Raw genomic sequence first — 18,414 nt, forward strand, 5'->3', positions numbered from 1 at the left:
GGGCTGAGCCGCGGCACGCTCAGCCGCTGAGGAATTCGTTCAAAGTGGCTTCGTCCAGCGCACTGACTCGCAGGGTGCGGCTTTCGACAGGCGCGCCTGCGCCGTCGGCCTTGCGGCGCAGTACCACCAGCGGCTGGTAAGCATCGAATTCGGCTTCGTGGAACGCCACGCGTGGATCGTGCTCAACCGCGCCCGGGGCATAGATGCCACAACGAGCGACGGCATATTCGCTGTCGCCGGCTACGCGAAACTCGCGACGGCCGATACGTTCGCCCGCGGCCTGGAATGCCGCAGCCACCCAATCATCGATGGCCGACCAGGCCTGTTCGGCCATGGCCTCGCGCCGCTCGGCCAGGCGCTCGTTGTCGCCCATCCGCGATTGCACTTCCCCGGTTGTGACCTCGAGCCAGCTTCGCGCCACCCTGCTCATCCTGTATTGGAATCGACGCGATAGACTACGATCTCGGGGCACGGACGGCAAGGCTGCGGCGCCGCGGCGTGACTTGCCTTGATCGTGGACCTGGCACGAGACGATTGAGAACTCGCGCCTCGTTGATATCGCTTGTGTTCGCCCAATGCTCGCTGCAAGCTCCGCTTACTTGGCGATGCCTAGAAACACAGCCAGGCACCGTTCAACCTCCAGCATTGAATCTGGATCAATACGTCCGAACACTTGGCCTACCCTGGAACGTTTAACGGTTATGGCTTTATCTACCATCACCTGCGAAGCTTTCTGCAAGCCATTGGCGTCGCTCGGTTGAATGGCAATACGAAATAAGGGCGCGGCTACTCGAGTGCTTGTTACCGGTAATACGGTCACTGTAGCGTGCTCATGGAATTGATCGGCCTGAATGATGACTGCGGGTCTCGGTTTGCCATAATCGCCTTGAATGGCAATAGTCACAAAGTCGCCCCGCGTCATTCTGTCCAGCCGTCGATATCAGCGAGCGCATCATCCATGAACGCCTGCGTATCGATGTCGGCCCGGTCTGCTGCAGCTGCGAGCCGTGACTGGCGGCGGCATTCTTCCAAAAAACCGGCCCGGCGCGTATCAGGCACCCAGATTTGCACCGGCCGCAGTCCTGCCATGCGCAACGCATCACGATGCTTTCGAACTCTTGAATTGACGTCAGGCATGCTGGAATCCTCCGTTACATGCAACATATTACGCCTTTCAACGTTACATGCAACGGCATGCGCGAACGATCAAGCCGCCCTTTCCTTCGCCGCTATTTGAAATAACGCCGCATTACCGGTCCAACCAACGCCGCACCGCATCAGCCCTCGTGTTCGTCGAGCAATGCCCGCAGGCCAGCCTCGTCGAGAATCGCCACACCCAGCTTTTCAGCCTTGTCGCGCTTGCTGCCGGCGCGCTCGCCAGCCACCACGTAATCGGTTTTTTTCGACACGCTCGAGGTCACTCGGGCGCCGAGTGCCTCCAGACGGTCGCTGGCTTCGTCGCGTGTCAGTGACGCCATGCTGCCGGTCAGCACGAAGGTCCGGCCCGCCAGAGGCTGGGCGGCGGCATCGGTATCCACGCTCGGCCAGTGCACGCCGGCCTCGATCAGGGCGTCGATGACCGCGATGTTGCGCGGCTCGGTGAAGAAATCGGCAATCGACTGTGCCACGCGCGCGCCGACACCCGGCACCGCCTGCAGACCCTCGGCGACCATCGCACGATCGCGGGCGGCCTTGTTGTCCGGATGCTGCGCCTGTACATCGGCCAGCCGCTGGTGATAACGCTGCGCCTCGGCTCTCAGCGCCTCCAGCGTGCCGAAGTGACGCGCCAGGTCGCGCGCCATGGTCTGGCCGACCTCGCGAATGCCGAGGGCGAAGATGAAGCGTTCCAGCGTGGTCTGCTTGGCCGCCTCGATCGAGGCCAGCAGGTTGGCCACGGATTTCTCGCCGTAGCCTTCGCGTTCGACCAGGGCGTCGCGATATTCGGCCAGCGAAAAGATGTCGGCCGGCGAATGCAGCAGCCCCTCGGCGACAAAGGCCTCGATCTGGCGCTCGCCGAGGCCTTCGATGTCGAGCGCGTTGCGCGAGGCGAAGTGCTTGAGTGCCTCGCGTCGCTGCGCCGCGCACACCAGCCCGCCGGTACAGCGCGCCACGGCCTCGCCCTCGACCCGCTCGACCGCCGAACCACAGACCGGACAGGCCGACGGCAGCTCGATCGCTGTGGCCCGGGCACCACGCGCGGCGACGGCCTTGATCTCCGGTATTACGTCGCCGGCCCGCCGCACCACCACGCGATCGCCGATACGAATACCCTTGCGCTCGATCTCGTCCATGTTGTGCAGCGTGGCGTTGGAGACGGTCACACCGCCCACGAAGACCGGTTCGAGCTTGGCCACCGGCGTGAGCGCACCGGTCCGCCCGACCTGGAACTCGACGCTGTTGAGCGTGGTGGTGGCTTCCTCGGCCGGGAACTTGCGCGCAATCGCCCAGCGCGGCGCACGCGCGACGAAACCCAGCTCGTCGCGGCTCGGACCGTCGTCGACCTTGAACACACAGCCGTCGATCTCGATGTCCAGCTCGGCGCGGCGCGCGGCCATGGCTTCGTAGTAAGCCCGACAACCCTGCAATCCGGTGACGCGATCCACATACGGGCTGATGGTGAAACCCCAGTCCGCCAGCAATCGCAGCTGTTCGAAGAGACTGTCGGTGAGTTCGGCGCCGTCGACCCGGCCGATGCCGTAGCCCATGAAGGCCAGCGGACGCGTGGCCGTGATGCGCGAATCCAGCTGGCGCAGGCTGCCCGCGGCGGCGTTGCGCGGGTTGACGAAGGTCTTTTGGCCCTGTGCTTCCAGCCGTGCGTTGAGCGCGTTGAAACGCGAGCGGGCGAGCACGACCTCGCCCCGGATCTCGATGAACGCCGGCGGATGGTCGGTGGCCAGGCGCAGCGGCAGATTGCGGATGGTGCGCGCGTTGGCGGTAATGTCCTCGCCGGTGATGCCGTCGCCACGAGTGGTGGCACGCACCATGACGCCGGCTTCGAAGCGCAGATTCAGCGCCGTGCCGTCGAACTTGGGCTCCGCGCAGTAGACCAGCTCATCCACGCCGGCACCTTCGCGGGCGCGCCGATCGAACTCGGCCAGTTCGTCGTCGTCGAAGCAGTTCGCCAGCGACAACATCGGCGTCGCATGCTCGACCGACTGGAATTCATCCACCGGCGGCGCGCCGACACGCTGGGTCGGCGAATCGGGCGTGACCAGCGCCGGGTACTCGGCCTCGAGGGCCTCCAGCTCGCGAAACAGGCGATCGTACTCGGCGTCCGAAATGGTCGGTTCGGCTTCGATGTAATAGGCACGGCTGTGCTCAGCCAGCGCCCGGGCGAGCGCCCGGGCGCGCTTGCGCTTGGCGGCCGGAACGGGCTCGCTCATCAGCGCCGGCGACCGAGCTGAGCCCGACGGTCGATGTCGGCGATCTGGTCGAGTATGTACTGCGCCGTCTGCGCCTTGAGCAAGGCACGGTTGTCGTCGAGCACCTGCCCGCCAAGGTCGGTGGCCAGCTGGTTCGCGGTTTCCATCATGTCGCGCATCGCGGGCCGGCCCTCGATCGGCGCGGGCACCAGCAGGAACAGGGTCAGGCCCGGGGTGGTCAGCTGATCCTGGTCGACCGGATCCAGCGTGCCCGGCTTGAGCATGTTTGCCACACAAAAAACCGACTCGGTCACGCCGTGAACTTCGGTGACCCGGTGATACAGATCATTGAGGCCGAACTTGAGATCGGCCCGGGCCAGGCTTTCGTGAATGCTCGGCCCGTCGAAGACATGCCCCTCGGGTGCCGCGACGTAGAGCACGAACAACTGCGACTGATCGCTGCGCTCGGGTGCGACCATCTCGACACGCTCGGTCGCGGCCGGCGGAATCTCGGTGTCCGGGCCCGGCGCGTCGCCCTCGCCGCCAGCCGGTTGATCCAGGCCGCGCGGCGTCTCGGCTTCGCTGGAACGCACCGTGGTTCGATCGCGCGGCGCGCTGTCGGCTGGCGCTTGCCCGTTGGCGTCGGGCGCGGCTGGCCTGCGCCGCACCGCCGTCGGCTGGCGTACCGCGCGCGTACGGTCCGTGGCCTCGGGATCGGCCGCCTGTTCGGCCTCGCGGGCGCGCGCGGCCTCGACCGCCGCCTTGCGGTCGGCCGGCGTTTCCTTGTTGATCGTGCGTACGCCGACGATATACGAATCGCCGCCGCCCGGTGCGCGCTCGCTGCCCCCGGCCGCGGGGTCGTCCATGCCCTGCCAGGGATCGCCCCCGCCCTGACGACGGATATACCAGTAGACGCCGGCAACGACGACGACGACGAGAATGAGAACAAGCCACTGCACGATAGACATAGGCGACGAGAACGAAAGTGGATGAGGGACCGTGGGCGGCGCGGACGCTAGCCGGCGAGATCCAACGCCTGATCGATGTCGACGCTGACCAGCCGGGATACGCCGGGCTCGGCCATGGTCACGCCGTGGAGTTGTTCGGCCAATTCCATGGTCAGTTTATTATGCGTGATGACGATGAACTGCACCTGTGCGGACATCTTGCGCACCAGTTCACAAAAACGCGAGACGTTGGCATCGTCGAGCGGCGCGTCGATCTCGTCGAGCATACAGAATGGCGCCGGATTGAGCTCGAACAGTGCGAACAGAAGCGCCACCGCGGTCAGCGCCTTTTCGCCGCCGGACAACATCTGGATCGAGGCGTTGCGCTTGCCGGGCGGCCGCGCCATCACGCGCACGCCAGTGGTCAGCCAGTCCTCGTCGGTCAGTTCGAGCGCGGCCTCGCCGCCGCCGAACAATTGCGGAAACATTTCCGAGAAGCGGCTGTTGACCTGATCGTAGGTGGACTTGAAGCGCTGACGCGTCTCGCGGTCGATCTTGGCGATCGCCTGCTCCAGGGTCGACAACGCCTCGGACAGGTCCGCGTGCTGCTCGCCGAGGTATTGCTCGCGCGCGGCGACTTCGTCGTATTCCTCGATCGCCGCCAGATTGATGGCGCCGAGCCGGGCGATCCGGCGTTCGATGGCTTCAATCGCTTCATTCCAGGCGTCGACGGTGGCGTCCTCGGGCAGCGTCCGGGCAATATCGGCCGGCGCTTCGCCCAGTTCCGACAACTGTTCCACCACGCCCTGGCGCCGGACGCCCGCCGTTTCGACGTCGACCTTGGCCTGTTGCAGGCCGTCGCGCGCACTCTCGGCGACCTGCTCGGCGTTCATCGCCGCCTGCGCACTCTGTTCCAACTCGTTTTCACGCGCGGTCAATGATTCGCGTGCCGCACGCAATTCGCGCTCGGCGCGCGCCTGGATTTCACGTGCCGCATGCAAATCGTCCGCGCTGTATTCGCTGGCCGCCTGTTCGCCGGGGCCACTGGCGTCGAAACGTTCCAGCTGACCATTGACATCGTCCAGGGCGGTTTGGGTATCCGCCAATCGCGAGGCGAGGTTCTCCCGCCGGCTCGCCAGCTGCGACAGGGCGCTGTCGAGTTCGCTCAGGCGACGCTCGGCGGCGGCCGCCTCGCTGCGCGCCTTGTCCCGTGCGTTACGCGTCGCCGCCAGCGTATCGCGCGCCTGCTGGCGAGCAGCGGCGAAGCGCTCGGCCTCGGTCTCCAGCTCGGCAACCCGGGCCTGGGCGGCGTCGGCCTGCGCGCTGGCCTCGGCATACTGGCTGGCCAGCTCGGCCAGCTCCGCTTCGATCTCGGCATCGCGGCGCCGCGTCTGCTCGACCCGCAGGCGCTCGCCTTCCAGCTCGGCGCGCCGCGTTTCCAGCGCGCGCTGGCTCTGGCCGACCCGTTCATCCAGTTCGCTGGCCTGGGCACGACGGGTCTCGAGCTGCTCACGCCGTTCGGCCAGTGCGGCCTCGCTGGCGGAACGGCGCGCGTCGAGATCGCGTACTTCGTCGTCGAGCGCGGCGATCCGTTGCTCGCGCTCGAACACGCCGCGTTCGGCCGATTCCGGGGCCGGCGTGGTGAGACTGGTGGCACCGATCCGACAGCCGTCCGGGGTGACCAGCAGCTGATTCGGGCCCAGTTGCTCGCGCGCCGCCAGCGCCCGCGACAGGTCCGGGGCCACGAAAACATGGGCGGCCGCCGCCCGGATCGCGGCCGGCCCGTCGATGCCCTCGGCCAGCGCAGCCAGACCGGCCGGCGGCTCGGGCGTCGCGACCGCCGGCTCGCGATCGGATTCGATCAGGGTGACGGGCTCGTTGGGCCACGCCGATGCATTGGCCGAACCGGCCAGGCTTTCCACCGTGAAACCACGCAGCAGCGCGCCCAGCGCGGCTTCGGCCGCGGCCCGCCAGTCGTCACGCACCTGTACGCGGCGTGCTACGCCCTGGGCCTGGCCATACCCGCAGGCCGCCAGCCAGGTATTGATCGCTTCGTCGTCTTCGCGCAGCACGGCCTGCTGCATCTTGCGCTCAGAGGCCAGCTCGGCCTGGCGCTCGCCGAGCGCGGTACGCTGCGTCGTCAGTTGCTGTTCCAGTTCTGCTATTTCGGCGCGTAACGCGTCGATGGCTTCGGCCGTGGTCGCGGCCTGCTCGCGATCGAACTCGAGCTGTTGCGTGCGGGCCGCGACGTCCTGTTCGCTCGCGGCGAGCGCCGACTCATCGATCGTGGGCAGGCGTTCGCGCTCGCCGCGCCGTGCGGCGTCGCGCTCGGCCAACGCGTCGCGTTGTTGTGCCGCATAGCGTGCGCGCGTGCGCTCGGCGTCGAGTTGCTGCACCGGGTTGTGCTCGCCCGCGTTGAACGCATCCCAGGCGGTCTCGGCCTGCGTGGCCTCTTGCTCGGCCGCCGCCAGGCGCTCGCGCGCCGCCTCCAGGCCGGCCGCCGCGGCATCGCGCTCGGCCTGGCGGGTCTGCTGTTCGGCCGCCAGCGCCCGGTCGGCCTCGTGATCGGCCTCGCGTCGTTGCGCCAGTGCATCGCGCCGGTCGAGCAGCGCCTGGCGCTCGCGCTGGCGCATCTGCGCAACTTCGCGGGCATGATCGAGCGCCTGTTCGATCCGCCCGACATTCGCCTGGGCGTCGTAGAACGCGGCCTGGCGGTTCTGTACTTCGGTCATTGCCTGCTGTTGCGCCTTGTTGGCCGCCTCGCGCGCGCTTTCAGCCCGGCGGCGTGCCGAGATCGCCTCGCGCAGCCGATCCTCGGCCGCGCGCAGCGTGGCCTCGGCGGCCTCGACTTCGCCGGCGCGCGCCTGCCAGCGCAGGGTGAGCAATTCCGCCCGCAACCGGCGCTCGTCCGCCTTGTAGCTCTTGTACTTCTCGGCGTTGGCGGCCTGGCGCTTGAGCGTGCCCAGGCGCTGGCTCACCTCGGAGATGAGATCGTCCAGTCGTTCCAGGTTCTCGCGCGTATGCCGAATACGGTTCTCGGTCTCGCGGCGGCGCTCCTTGTATCTGGAGATGCCGGCCGCCTCTTCGAGCACCTGGCGCATGTCTTCCGGCTTGGCCTCGATCAGGCGGTTGACCGCGCCCTGCTCGATCACGGCGTAGTTGCTGCGGCCACCCAGGCCGGTGCCGAGAAACAGGTCCACCACGTCGCGCCGACGCGCCCGCGTGTTGTTGATGAAGTACTTGGAGCCGCCGTCGCGGCTCAGTTCGCGCCGGATGGATATTTCACCGAAGGCACCGTACTGCCCGCCGAGCTTGCCTTCGCTGTTGTCGAACCGCAGCTCGACCGATGCCCGCCCCACCGGCTTGCGGGCATGCGAGCCATTGAAGATGACATCTTCCAGCGCCTCGCCCCGCAGTTGCCGCGCGCTCGACTCGCCGGTCACCCAGCGCACGGCGTCAATTACGTTCGATTTGCCGCAACCGTTGGGCCCGACGACGCTGGTCAGATTCGAGGCCAGCGAGAGCGTCGTCGGATCGACGAACGACTTGAAACCGGCGAGCTTGATCTGGGTCAGACGCATGCCATGTTCAGCCCGCTACGCCGATCGTGATGCCTTGGATTTCGCGCATTGTCGCCCCTGACACGGCTACGCGCCGCTACGCATGCAAAGCCGGCTAGTGTAACCTAGCGCCGCGTTGATCCGACACGATGCCATCGCCCCATGCCTAGTTCCCCGAGCCGTTCACTGGAAACCTTCGACAACCCGAAGCCCGAGCGCGATTACACGATCCGCATGCGGATTCCGGAGTTCACCTGCCTGTGTCCCGTGACCGGCCAGCCCGACTTCGCCACGCTCCATCTCGAATACGTGCCGGAGGCGAGTTGCGTGGAACTGAAGTCACTCAAGCTCTATATCTGGTCGTATCGCGACGAGGGCGCATTCCACGAGGCCGTCACCAATCGGATTCTGTCGGACCTCGTCGCCGCCACCGCGCCGCGCTTCATGCGCCTGACCGCCGAGTTCTGGGTCCGTGGCGGCATCGATACCACGGTGATCGCCGAACATCGGGCCGAGGGCTGGCAACCGGCGCCGCGGGTCGATCTCGCGTAACGCCGGCGGCAGACGCTGAACACGACGGCTACAGCGTGCCGCACCGCTATCGCAAGGGCGCCAGGTTGTGGCCGTCGACGCGAACACGCGTGCCGGTACTGAGGCCGTTGACCGAATTCAGCGTCACGCTGCGGGTGCCACCGGTATCCATGGCCACGTTGACCCGATACACGGTGACCTTGCGGATATGCTTTTCGGCGGCGTTGCCGGCATAGGCGCCGCCAAGCGCGCCGGCAATCTCGGCAATGGTCTTGCCGGCACCGTGGCCGATCTGGCTTCCGATGGCCCCGCCCGCAACGCCACCGGCCACCGCGCCGACACCGCTACCATGCTGCGCATTGCGCTGGATCGGTGTGATTGAACTGATCGTGCCGCAGTCGCTACATACCGGCTTGGAATGGCTGCGGGCCTGCTCCCGCGCGTGGCTGCGGGCCTGCGCTGTCTTGTGCTCCGATGCCTGTTTGGCCTCGCTCTGTTTCTGCCTGGCGCGCGCTTGATCCTGTTTGGCGTCGGCGACTTTTTTCTGTGCCTCTTTCTTCTTGGCCGACGCCTTGGCTTCGGCTGCCTGCTGTTGCGCCTGTGCCAGGTTTTTCTGTGCCTGTTCGAGGTTCTGGTTGGCCTGCTGTAATTGCGCCTGGGCGTTGTCCGCCTGATCCTGCTTGCTCTTGGAACAGGCCGTCAGGCCCAACGCCGGGATGAGCAGCGCCAGGGCGGCGGCGTGAAGCAACGATGGTGAGATCATGTCGTAACTCGCTGTCTGAAACGTCATCGGGCAGCCGATACGGCATTGAACACCGCCGGAACGACTACAATGGCGGCTTTATTCTAGAACGCGCCAAGCGAACGATAGATGAATCCCGTCAGCGAACTGGTCATCGGACCCAGCTATCTGGCGCGCGGTTTCGGCCTGTTGCGCGCGCCGAGACTGCGCCGCTATGTGGTGGTGCCCATCGTCGTGAACATCACCCTGATCGTTGCCCTGGTCAGCCTGCTCGGCTGGCAGATCGACGACTGGCTCACGCACTGGCTGGCCGGCCTGCCGCACTGGCTGGCCTGGCTCGAGGACGTGCTCTGGTGGCTGGCGATGATCCTGTGCACCCTGGCCTTCTGTTACCTGTTCACACTGCTCGCCAATCTCATCGCCAGCCCGTTCAACGGCATGCTCTCGGCGCGCGTGGAACAACTGCGAACCGGAAACGAGCCGAACAGCGGCTTGAGTATCGCCGGCGAGATGTGGGACGGGCTGATCGGCGAACTGCGGCGCCTGCGCTATTACGCCACACGCGCGGCGCTGCTGGGGCTGGTCAGCCTGGTGCTGCTGTTCATCCCGGTGGCCAACCTCGCGATTGCGCCACTCTGGTTCGTATTCGGCGCCTTTATGCTGGCCTTCGAGTATCTCGACCTGCCCATGGCGAATCGCGGCATGGCATTCGACGACAAGATGCAGCACCTGTACGCACACGGCTGGCGCCACCTCGGGTTCGGGAGTGTGGTGACACTGGCCACCGCGATTCCCCTGGCCAATCTGGTGGTCGTGCCGGCCGCAGTCATCGGCGCCACGCTGCTCTATATCGAAACCGACGCCCCACCGTCCGGGGACCGGCCGACCCGCGCCCGGGGCTGACGCACCGGGGCGGGCCGCCGACGTTCGGCGACCATCCGCGGCTGCGCACGACGGCGCCATGCACCCGGCCGAATGCATGCCCATGGCGATGTTTGATTGCATACCGGCATCATTTTTGCTAAAGCTACGCGCTGTTTGTCGACCCGAGAACACAATGGCGACTACGGAAAACACCTCAAAACTCGACGCGCCTCAAGAGTTTACGCCCTACGTCCCGTCCGAGGACGAGGAGTATATGAATGAAGCGCAGCGCGAACACTTCCGCAGCATCCTCGTTCAGTGGAAAAAAGAGCTGATGGAGGAAGTCGATCGCACGATGCATCACATGAAGGATGAGGCGGCCAATTTCCCCGATCCAACCGACCGCGCGAGCCAGGAGTCGGAGTTCAGCCTCGAACTGCGAACGCGGGACCGTGAGCGCAAGCTGATTCGCAAGATCGACCAAGGCATCGCCCGGGTCGACCGGGACGAATACGGTTTCTGCGAAACCTGCGGTACCGAGATCGGCATCCGCCGCCTGGAGGCCCGCCCGACAGCCACGCTCTGCGTCGACTGCAAAAGCCTCGACGAGATCCGCGAGCGTCAGCTCGGGCGCTAGGGCCTGCGGCCGCTGCAGGCGGCCACAGGCGCTTGTTGCACCAGACCGGCCCCGCCGGGGCCGGTCCCGGGCGGCCGCGTCTGGCACACTGACGGAGTCGCCCGCGACCTGTCGTAATCGAGACGCCGATGTCCTCCCAGCGGATCATCAAGAAATATCCGAATCGACGGCTGTATGACACTGAAGTCAGCCGCTACATCACGCTCGAGAACATTCGCCAGCTCGTCATCGCCAACGAGGACTTCAAGGTCGTGGACAAGCGCAGCGGGCACGACATCACCCGCAGCATCCTGCTACAGGTGATTAGCGAGCAGGAGGAAGGCGGCAATCCGATCTTTCGGACCGAGGTGTTACGCAACATCATTCGCTTCTATGGCGACTCGATGCAGAGCACCATGAGCTCGTATCTCGAGCTGTCGCTCGAATTCTTCAACGAGCAGCAGTCCCAGTTCCGGGACCGATTGCGCCGTTTGCTGGGGGCGAACAACCCGCTCGCCGCTCTGCGCGAGCTATCCCAGGACCAGCTGCCCATATGGCGCAGCGTGCGCCGCGAGTTTCTCGCCAACATGGCGCGCCGTGACTCGTCATCAGCGAAAGAGCAGGCAACCGGGCGCCCCGAAGACGGCGGACCGACCGGCGCCGGGCGTAACCCGCCATCCGATTGAATGGGCCGGGAAAATTTCTGGCGACGACGCTTGATTTATACGAAAGTCGTACTATACTTAGTTCATGGTCGCGAAGGCGATCACCGAATCTCCTCCGAAAGGCCTAACGGCCTTTCTCGCACTTAGCCCCCTTATCCAAGGGGGCTTTTTTTATGGTCACGATCCCATGGCCCGGCGCGCGCTGCAGTGGCCGGGCCGCGCCGGCGCGAGGGTGATCAGAGCGCATGAAAAAGGCGCCCCCGGGGAGGCGCCTTTCGCGTTGCCGCCAGACCAGCAACCGAAGCGATCAGCCCTCGGTGCTTTCCTCGGGCTCAGCCAGTTCCTTCATCGAAAGCCGGACACGGCCCTGACGATCGACTTCCAGCACCTTGACCTTGACCATCTGACCTTCGGAGAGCTCGTCCGTGACGTTCTCCACACGATGCGGCGCGATCTGGGAAATATGCACCAGACCGTCGCGGCCCGGCGCCAGGTTGACGAAGGCGCCGAAGTCGACAATGCGAACGACCTTGCCTTCGTAGATCTGGCCGGCCTCGATGTCCTTGGTGATCTCCTCGATACGCTGGATCGCGAGATCCGCCGCCGACTTGTCGACCGCGGCCACATGGATCGTGCCGTCGTCCTCGATATCGATCGACGCGCCGGTTTCCTCGGTGATGGAGCGGATCGTCGCGCCGCCCTTGCCGATCACGTCGCGGATCTTCTCCGAATCGATCTTGATCGTGAAGATGCGCGGCGCCCACTCGGAGACTTCCTTGCGCGGTGCGTCGATCGCCTCGGACATGACGTCCAGGATGTGCAGACGGCCTTCCCTGGCCTGGTCCAGCGCGACTTCCATGATCTCGCGCGTAATGCCGCCGATCTTGATATCCATCTGCAGCGCGGTGATGCCGTTCTTGGACCCGGCCACCTTGAAGTCCATGTCGCCGAGGTGATCCTCGTCGCCCAGGATATCCGTGAGCACAGCGAACTTGTCGCCTTCCTTGATCAGGCCCATGGCCACACCGGCGACCGGCGCCTTGATCGGCACGCCCGCGTCCATCAACGCCAGGCTCGTGCCGCAGACCGAGGCCATGGAGGACGAGCCATTGGATTCGGTGACTTCCGAGACCACGCGCATGACGTAGGGGAACTCGTTCTCGAGATCCGGCAACACGCCCATGATACCGCGCTTGGCCAGCTTGCCGTGGCCAATCTCGCGCCGCTTCGGACTGCCCATGAAGCCGGTCTCACCCACGCAGTACGGGGGAAAGTTGTAGTGCAGCATGAACGGGTCTTCATACTTGCCTTCGACTGCATCGATGAGCTGGGCATCGCGACCCGTGCCGAGCGTGGCGACCGCCAGGGCCTGGGTCTCGCCGCGGGTGAACAACGCCGAGCCATGGGTCCGTGGCAGCACGCCGGTACGAATGGTCAGGTCGCGCACGGTGCGCGTGTCGCGCCCGTCGATACGCGGCTCGCCTTCGAGGATCCGCGAGCGCACGGTCTTCTTCTCGAGATCGCCGAGTGCAGCCTTCACGTCTTCACGCGAGTAGCCTGTCTCGTCTTCGGTCGCCACCAGTTCCTCGACGACCTTGTCCTTGATCTCGCCCAGCCGTGTCTGGCGCTCCTGCTTGTCGGCGATCTGGTAGGCGGCGGTGACGTCCTCGCCGGCAATGCGCGCGACCGCCTCGGCCAGCGACTGGTCCTTCTCGGCCGCCTGCCAGTTCCAGGCCGGCTTGGCGGCTTCCGCTGCCAGCGCACTGATCGCCTGGATCGCGGCCTGCAACTGTTCGTGGCCGAACAGCACCGCCCCCAGCATGATCTGTTCCGACAGCTGCTTGGCTTCGGATTCCACCATCAGCACAGCGTCGGACGTACCGGCGACGACGAGGTTGAGGTCGCTTTCCTTGATCTGGGTCGCGCTCGGATTGAGTACGTACTCGCCATTGGCATAACCCACGCGTGCCCCGCCGATGGGGCCGTCGAACGGCATGCCCGACAGCGCCAGCGCGGCCGAGGCGCCGATCATCGCGGGAATGTCGGGATCGATCTCGGGATCGACCGACATCACCGTGGCAATGATCTGGACTTCGTTATGGAAATCCTTGGGAAACAGCGGCCGGATCGGACGATCGATCAGACGGCAGGTCAGCGTTTCCTTCTCGCCCGGGCGGCCTTCGCGCTTGAAGAACCCGCCGGGGATCTTGCCGCCGGCATAGGTGCGCTCCTGGTAATTGACGGTCAGCGGAAAGAAATTCGCATCGGGCTTGGCTTCCTTTTTCCCGACCGCGGTGACGAGCACCACGGTGTCGCCCATGCTGACCTTGACCGCGCCATCCGCCTGGCGCGCGATTTCACCGGTTTCCAGCGTGACGTCGTGCTCGCCGTACTGGAACGTTTGCCGGCTGGTGACTTCTACTTTACTCACGTATTTCTTCCTGGCTTCTTGCTTTCTGAAACAAAAAAGCGCCCGGCTCGGGCATCCCGAGGGGCGCTTTGGCGATCAAGCGAAAATGATCGCGCGCTTAGCGACGCAGACCAAGATCCTGAATGATCGTCTTGTAGCGGTTGGCGTCATGACGCTTGACGTAATCGAGCAGCTTGCGGCGACGGTTGACCATCTTCAGCAGGCCACGACGCGAATGGTGATCCGCCTTGTGCTGGTCGAAATGCGCGCCGAGCTGGCTGATACGGGTGGTCAGCAGCGCGATCTGCACTTCGGGCGAGCCGGTATCGCTGCTTCCGCGGCCATATTTCTCGATAACGTCGGCTTTTTCTTGCGTCGACAGAGCCATAATCACTCCTGGAGTTGTCTTGGCGAGCCCGCGCAACTGGATTGTGCTGCAGTCTGGCTTTTTCCAAATCGGGGCCGAGTCGACGTTCAGCTCACCCTTTGGGAAAAGCCCGTGCGTTGGCCAGTTGCCTGATGGGACCGCCGGGTTCAGTGGAGGCGGTATTCTAGCGGCGAAAGCGCGCGCTTACAACCGCTAAAAAGGCGATTTTCCGCGCGTTTCGCCGTTTTTCACGGTTGCGGCCGCGCGAACAACCGCTTCGGGCGAAGCGCGCCATCGCCCGGGCAATAGCCCAGGCCCAGGAGGTGCCCCGCCGGCGACACCACGCGCAATAGCCCGTCGCGCGCCGGCCAGTCGCCGTATACCGTTCGACCCTGCAGGATCGCGTCGGCCTGCGCGGCATCAACCGATGCCGCCGGCCAGTCGCCGATCAGGGCCGAAACCGGCCGCAGCCAGCCATGCAGGCGCGCCGGCTCGTCGCGAGCCGCGGCCTCGATCGACGCGAGATCGACCATCGGCTCATCGTCACCGAGCGAGCCGACCCGGGTGCGGCGCAACGAGGCGACATGCGCGCAACCGCCCCAGGCGCGCGCGATGTCCTCGACCAGCGTGCGCACGTAGGTCCCGCTGCTCACGGCCACGTCGAGCGTCAGGGTATCCGCATCGGCCGCAACCACGTCGAGCGCGTGTACCGTGATCGTTCGCGGCTCGCGTTCGATGGTGCGGCCTTCGCGTGCGTATTCGTAGAGCGGTTTGCCGTCGACTTTCAGCGCCGAATACATCGGCGGAACCTGCGTCTGGACGCCGACGAATCCGGCCACTAGCGCCGCCAGCGCATCGCCCGTGGGCGTGGCCACATCACTGCTTCGCGACCACTCGCCTTCGGCATCGCCGGTCGTGGTTTCCTGACCGATACGCGCGGTGACCCGGTAATGCTTGTCGGCCGCCAGCAGATAGGAGGACAGTTTGGTCGCCTCGCCAAGACATACGGGCAACAGACCGGTCGCCAGCGGATCCAGACTGCCGGTATGGCCGGCCTTGCGGGCATCGAACGCCCGCCGGACCCGCTGCAGCGCCTGATTCGAGGACACGCCGAGCGGCTTGTCCAGAAGAATCACACCGTCGATGTCCCGGCCCTTGTTACGACGCGCCACGATCCGGGTCCGCCGTATCGTCCTCGCGGGCGGTGGACTCGGCGTTGTCACGGTCTTCGCGCACCGCGCCGGAGATGATCTGGTCCAGACGCTGGGCTTCCCGCTCGGTTGCATCCTCGATGAAGCGCAGATCCGGCATCACCCGCAACCGCAGGCGCTGGCCGAGATGCTTTTTGAGAAAACCCCGGGCCGCCCGCAGCCCCGCGATCGCCTCCGCCGATTTCTCGGCGGGGGCGGTCACGTCGAAGTTGCTGACAAACACCTTCGCGTATTTCAGATCCGGGGACACCTCGACATCGGTGATCGTGACGAACGTCACCCGGGGATCCTTGACCTGCGTGGCGATGAGGACCCCCAGCTCGCGCTTGAGCTCCTCACGGACCCGCTGATGACGTGAGAATTCGCGTCCCATCGCCGGCTCAGGCGGTCTCTGAGTCGGCGACCTTGCGCTGAACCTCGGTGCGCTCATACACCTCGATCTGATCGCCCGGCTTGATGTCGTTGTAGTTCTTCACGCCGATGCCGCATTCGGTGCCGGCCGGCACGCGATCCACCGCGTCCTTGTGGCGCCGCAGCGATTCCAGTTCGCCCTCGTAGATCACCACGTTGTCGCGCAGCACGCGGATCGGCTGACCCCGCACCACCGCACCGTCGGCGACCACGCAACCCGCGATCGCGCCGAGCTTGGAGGAGCGGAACACATCGCGCACCTCGGCCAGGCCGATGATTTCTTCGCGCAGCTCGGTGCCCAGCAGACCGCTCACCGCATCGGTGACGTCCTGGATCGCCTCATAGATCACGCTGTAGTAGCGCACATCGACACCGGCTTCCGCGATCGTCTTGCGCGCCTGGTTATCGGCACGCACGTTGAAACCGATGATGATCGCCTGTGAAGCCAGCGCGAGTTCGACGTCGGATTCGCTGATACCGCCGACACCACTCGAAATGATCCGGATCTTGACCTCTTCGCTCGGGATCTTGCGCAGCGATTCGACCAGCGCTTCCACGCTGCCCTGCACGTCGCCCTTGATGAGCAGGTTGAGATCCTTGGTTTCAGTCGGGCCGTCGTCGCCAATCGCGGAGAACACCTCCTCGAGCCGTGCCGCCTGTTGCTGGGCCAGCTTCGACTCGCGCTGATGCTCCTCGCGCTGGGCGGCGATTTCACGCGCCTTCTTCTCGTTCGCCACCACGAAAGCATCGTCGCCGGCTTCCGGGGTGCCCGACAAACCCAGCACCTCGACCGGTATCGACGGGCCAGCCTCCTTCACCTGCTCGCCGAGCTCGTTGAACATCGCCCGGACGCGACCGTAATGCGGCCCCGCGAGAATACTGTCGCCGCGCTTGAGCTTGCCGGCCTTGACCAGAATGGTCGCCACCGGGCCGCGGCCCTTCTCCAGGCTGGATTCGATTACCACGCCGCGCGCGGCGACATCGATCGGCGCCTTGAACTCGGAAACCTCGGCCTGCAACAGCACCGCGTCCAGCAGGTCGTCGATGCCTTCGCCGGTCTTGGACGACACCGGCACTACCTGCACGTCGCCGCCCCAGTCCTCGGGAATGATGTCCTCGGCCGACAGGCCCGACTTGACCTTGTCCATGTCGGCGCCACTGACATCCATCTTGGTCACGGCGACCACGATGGGCACGCCGGCGGCGCGCGCATGCTGGATCGATTCCCGGGTCTGCGGCATGACGCCGTCATCCGCGGCCACGATCAGTATTGCGATATCGGTGATCTCGGCACCGCGTGCCCGCATGCGCGTGAACGCCGCGTGGCCCGGGGTGTCGATGAACGTGATCGCGCCCTTGTCGTGCTGCACGTGGTAGGCGCCGATATGCTGGGTAATACCACCGGCCTCGCCCGCCTGCACCTTGGTGCGGCGGATGTAGTCCAGCAGCGAGGTCTTGCCGTGGTCGACGTGGCCCATGATGGTCACCACCGGCGCCCGGGGCACGCCCTCGACCTGCTCTTCCTCGGCCCGCACTTCCTGGGCCAGCGCCTCTTCGGCGGTTTCCGAATGCACGGGCTTCGGGTTGTGGCCCATTTCCTCGACGATGATATGCGCGGTTTCCTGATCAACCGTCTGGTTGATGGTCGCCATCACACCGAGGCGCATCATGCGCTTGAGCACTTCACCGCCCTTGACTGCCATCTTCTGCGCCAGATCGGCCACGGTGATGGTCTCGGGAATCTCGATGTCGCGCACAACCGGGGCTGTCGGGCGTTCGAAGGTATGCTCGGTGGCCACGTTGACGTTCTTCTGACGCCGACCGCCGCCCCGCTTCTTCTTGTCCTTGCGCCGGCCCTGCTTGCCTTCGGCGACATGCAGTTCCTTGCGCGGCTTGTTGTCACCGGCAGGCGCCTTGGCGGCGGCACCCGCGCCGGCTGTGCTTTCAGCGCCGCGGGCACGCTCGCGCTCACGCGCCACATCCTCTTCCGTGCGACCGTGGCTTTCGGCTGCGCGCCGCAGGTTTTCCTGCGCACGCGAGCGCGCGGCGTCGACCCGAACCCCGAGACGGGCGCGCTCACGCTCCATCGCCTCGCGACTGGCCTGGGCCTCGGCATCCTTTCGCGCCTGGATCTGGGCCTGACGCTTGGCCTCGGCTTCGGCGCGCTGGCGCTCTTCCTCCTCGCGCCGGGCACGATCCTCGGCCTCCTTGCGCTCGCGCTCCTCGCGCTGCGCGCGCTCGGCGGCCTCCGCCTCGACGCGCGCCTGCTCGGCGGCCTGGTCGAGCTCCTGGCTCTGCGCCGGCTGCGCGCTCGCCTCGCTCTCCGACTTGTCGTCCGCGGATTCCTGACCGCGGTTCGCGAACGTGCGCCGCTTGCGCACCTCGACACTGACCGTACGGCCCGACGATCCACCACGCCCGGTGTTGACCTTGAGCTCCGACGTTGAACGTCGGCGCGACGACACGCCGGACCGCTTGGTACCGAGCTTTCCGCCCGAGCGGCCTGTGTCCGCCGAGCGCAAGTGACGCAACAGCTTGAGTTTATCGTCGTCGCTGATCTGATCGTCGGCCGTGGAAGCGGATACGCCCGCCTCGGCCAAGCGCGAGACAAGTCGCTCCACCGGAATACCGACTTCCGATGCCAGCTGTTTGACTGTCGTTTGCGCCATATTTTGCTTACTCCGTGGTGCCCACGCGCTATCGGCGGGGCCATCCGTTCCGTTCGATC

16 protein-coding genes are annotated in these 18,414 nt (G+C 65.7%); 4 read left to right on the forward strand and 12 right to left on the reverse strand.

Features of this window, described 5'->3' with window-relative positions:
• Nucleotides 1-19: 19 nt before the first annotated feature.
• The 6 genes from SALB1_RS16630 to smc all read right to left on the reverse strand — a co-directional run bounded on the left by SALB1_RS16630 (nt 20) and on the right by smc (nt 7,890).
• On the reverse strand, nt 20-421 hold the full coding sequence (locus tag SALB1_RS16630; RefSeq protein WP_145961356.1) for a hypothetical protein: 402 nt from the start codon (nt 419-421) through the stop codon (nt 20-22).
• A 174-nt stretch (nt 422-595) separates the two neighbouring features.
• Nucleotides 596-922 carry a type II toxin-antitoxin system PemK/MazF family toxin gene (locus SALB1_RS16635; protein WP_109994865.1) on the reverse strand — a complete coding sequence of 109 codons (327 nt, stop codon included), beginning with the start codon at nt 920-922 and terminating at the stop codon, nt 596-598.
• Nucleotides 919-1,137 carry an antitoxin MazE family protein gene (locus tag SALB1_RS16640; protein WP_109995510.1) on the reverse strand — a complete coding sequence of 73 codons (219 nt, stop codon included), beginning with the start codon at nt 1,135-1,137 and terminating at the stop codon, nt 919-921. Before SALB1_RS16640 ends, SALB1_RS16635 begins: the two co-directional genes overlap by 4 nt.
• Before the next feature lie 140 nt (nt 1,138-1,277).
• Nucleotides 1,278-3,383 carry an NAD-dependent DNA ligase LigA gene (gene ligA / locus SALB1_RS16645; protein WP_109994866.1) on the reverse strand — a complete coding sequence of 702 codons (2,106 nt, stop codon included), beginning with the start codon at nt 3,381-3,383 and terminating at the stop codon, nt 1,278-1,280.
• On the reverse strand, nt 3,383-4,330 hold the full coding sequence (gene zipA / locus SALB1_RS16650) for a cell division protein ZipA (RefSeq protein ID WP_109994867.1): 948 nt from the start codon (nt 4,328-4,330) through the stop codon (nt 3,383-3,385). The genes ligA and zipA overlap by 1 nt, the downstream gene beginning before the upstream one ends.
• Before the next feature lie 47 nt (nt 4,331-4,377).
• Nucleotides 4,378-7,890 carry a chromosome segregation protein SMC gene (smc, locus tag SALB1_RS16655; RefSeq protein ID WP_109994868.1) on the reverse strand — a complete coding sequence of 1,171 codons (3,513 nt, stop codon included), beginning with the start codon at nt 7,888-7,890 and terminating at the stop codon, nt 4,378-4,380.
• 141 nt (nt 7,891-8,031) lie between these two features.
• Between smc and queF the strand changes: the two genes are divergently transcribed.
• On the forward strand, nt 8,032-8,421 hold the full coding sequence (gene queF / locus SALB1_RS16660) for a preQ(1) synthase (protein WP_109994869.1): 390 nt from the start codon (nt 8,032-8,034) through the stop codon (nt 8,419-8,421).
• Nucleotides 8,422-8,467: 46 nt separating this feature from the next.
• Here queF and SALB1_RS16665 read toward each other — a convergent pair whose 3' ends face one another.
• Complete coding sequence (locus tag SALB1_RS16665) at nt 8,468-9,190, reverse strand: glycine zipper 2TM domain-containing protein (protein ID WP_109994870.1); 723 nt, start codon at nt 9,188-9,190, stop codon at nt 8,468-8,470.
• An 81-nt stretch (nt 9,191-9,271) separates the two neighbouring features.
• On the opposite strand from SALB1_RS16665, the gene cysZ reads away from it, so the two are divergent.
• The 3 genes from cysZ (at nt 9,272) to phaR (ending at nt 11,308) form a co-directional block, all read left to right on the forward strand.
• A complete protein-coding gene (cysZ, locus tag SALB1_RS16670; protein WP_109994871.1) occupies nt 9,272-10,045 on the forward strand; it encodes a sulfate transporter CysZ in 774 nt (257 codons plus the stop codon).
• 154 nt (nt 10,046-10,199) lie between these two features.
• The gene (dksA, locus tag SALB1_RS16675) at nt 10,200-10,643 is read left to right on the forward strand and encodes an RNA polymerase-binding protein DksA (protein ID WP_109994872.1); all 444 of its coding nucleotides are present in this window, start codon (nt 10,200-10,202) and stop codon (nt 10,641-10,643) included.
• Between the two features lie 128 nt (nt 10,644-10,771).
• Nucleotides 10,772-11,308, forward strand: coding sequence for a polyhydroxyalkanoate synthesis repressor PhaR (phaR, locus tag SALB1_RS16680; RefSeq protein WP_109994873.1), 537 nt, complete (start codon nt 10,772-10,774; stop codon nt 11,306-11,308).
• A 286-nt stretch (nt 11,309-11,594) separates the two neighbouring features.
• Here phaR and pnp read toward each other — a convergent pair whose 3' ends face one another.
• The 5 genes from pnp to infB all read right to left on the reverse strand — a co-directional run bounded on the left by pnp (nt 11,595) and on the right by infB (nt 18,355).
• A complete protein-coding gene (pnp, locus tag SALB1_RS16685) occupies nt 11,595-13,718 on the reverse strand; it encodes a polyribonucleotide nucleotidyltransferase (protein ID WP_109994874.1) in 2,124 nt (707 codons plus the stop codon).
• 97 nt (nt 13,719-13,815) lie between these two features.
• Nucleotides 13,816-14,085 carry a 30S ribosomal protein S15 gene (rpsO, locus tag SALB1_RS16690; RefSeq protein WP_109994875.1) on the reverse strand — a complete coding sequence of 90 codons (270 nt, stop codon included), beginning with the start codon at nt 14,083-14,085 and terminating at the stop codon, nt 13,816-13,818.
• Nucleotides 14,086-14,312: 227 nt separating this feature from the next.
• A complete protein-coding gene (gene truB / locus SALB1_RS16695; protein ID WP_370453196.1) occupies nt 14,313-15,287 on the reverse strand; it encodes a tRNA pseudouridine(55) synthase TruB in 975 nt (324 codons plus the stop codon).
• Nucleotides 15,223-15,648, reverse strand: coding sequence for a 30S ribosome-binding factor RbfA (rbfA, locus tag SALB1_RS16700; protein ID WP_109994877.1), 426 nt, complete (start codon nt 15,646-15,648; stop codon nt 15,223-15,225). Before rbfA ends, truB begins: the two co-directional genes overlap by 65 nt.
• A gap of 7 nt (nt 15,649-15,655) precedes the next feature.
• Nucleotides 15,656-18,355 carry a translation initiation factor IF-2 gene (infB, locus tag SALB1_RS16705; protein WP_109994878.1) on the reverse strand — a complete coding sequence of 900 codons (2,700 nt, stop codon included), beginning with the start codon at nt 18,353-18,355 and terminating at the stop codon, nt 15,656-15,658.
• Nucleotides 18,356-18,414 lie beyond the last annotated feature (59 nt).

It is taken from the genome of Salinisphaera sp. LB1 (assembly GCF_003177035.1).
In the GTDB taxonomy this organism is placed as follows: Bacteria; Pseudomonadota; Gammaproteobacteria; order Nevskiales; family Salinisphaeraceae; genus Salinisphaera.